1 protein-coding gene is annotated in these 691 nt (G+C 35.9%); it reads left to right on the top strand.

What is annotated here, in order from left to right:
• Window positions 1-587 (top strand): Cna B-type domain-containing protein (locus tag IGI46_RS25905; RefSeq protein ID WP_429974627.1); only part of this gene is annotated, 587 nt, incomplete at its 5' end.
• Between the last annotated feature and the right edge of the window lie 104 nt (window positions 588-691).

The following is a 691-nucleotide window of genomic DNA, read 5'->3' as shown; positions in this document are numbered from 1 at the left end:
AATTTAAGGATCTACCAAAATTCAAAGACGGACAAGAGATCGTTTATACGGTGACTGAAAATACTGTAAAAGATTATACAACTAAGATTAAGGGCTACAATATTACCAATACGTATAATCCAGGAAAAATTAGTGGGACTGTAACCAAGCGTTGGGAAGATGCTAATAATCAAGATGGACTTCGTCCAGACAGTATCAAGATTCAATTATATGCTAATGGAAAAAAACAAGGTCAGCCTGTTGAATTAACTGAAAAAGGACATTGGACCTATTCTTGGAAAGAATTAGACGCAACAGATAAAGATGGAAAAGGAATTCACTATTCAATCAAAGAAGTTGATGTCGTTAATGGCTATGCTGCAACAATCACAGGTGAAAACACAGGAAATCTGTTAATTACCAATACGCATACGCCAACAACTCCTAACAAACCAAAAACACCGACAAAATCTGAGACACCAAGCACACCTGGGAAACATTTACCGAAAACAGGAGAAATAAACGCCATTTGGTGGACTGTAGTAGGTGCACTGTTGATTAGTAGTATCGGTGGGTATCTTTATTTTAGAAAAAAAGTAGAACGTTAGAAGAAGCTAAACGTTAAATCAAAAACGAATGATTAACATTTAAATCATGTTGTTCGTTCGTTTTTCTATGGTCCTTTTTTGTACGGTTGCATGATGAACCCCAA

Source organism: Enterococcus sp. AZ163 (assembly GCF_050498925.1).
In the GTDB taxonomy this organism is placed as follows: domain Bacteria; phylum Bacillota; class Bacilli; order Lactobacillales; family Enterococcaceae; genus Enterococcus_A; species Enterococcus_A ferrettii.
This window is presented reverse-complemented; position numbering and strand designations above follow the sequence as displayed.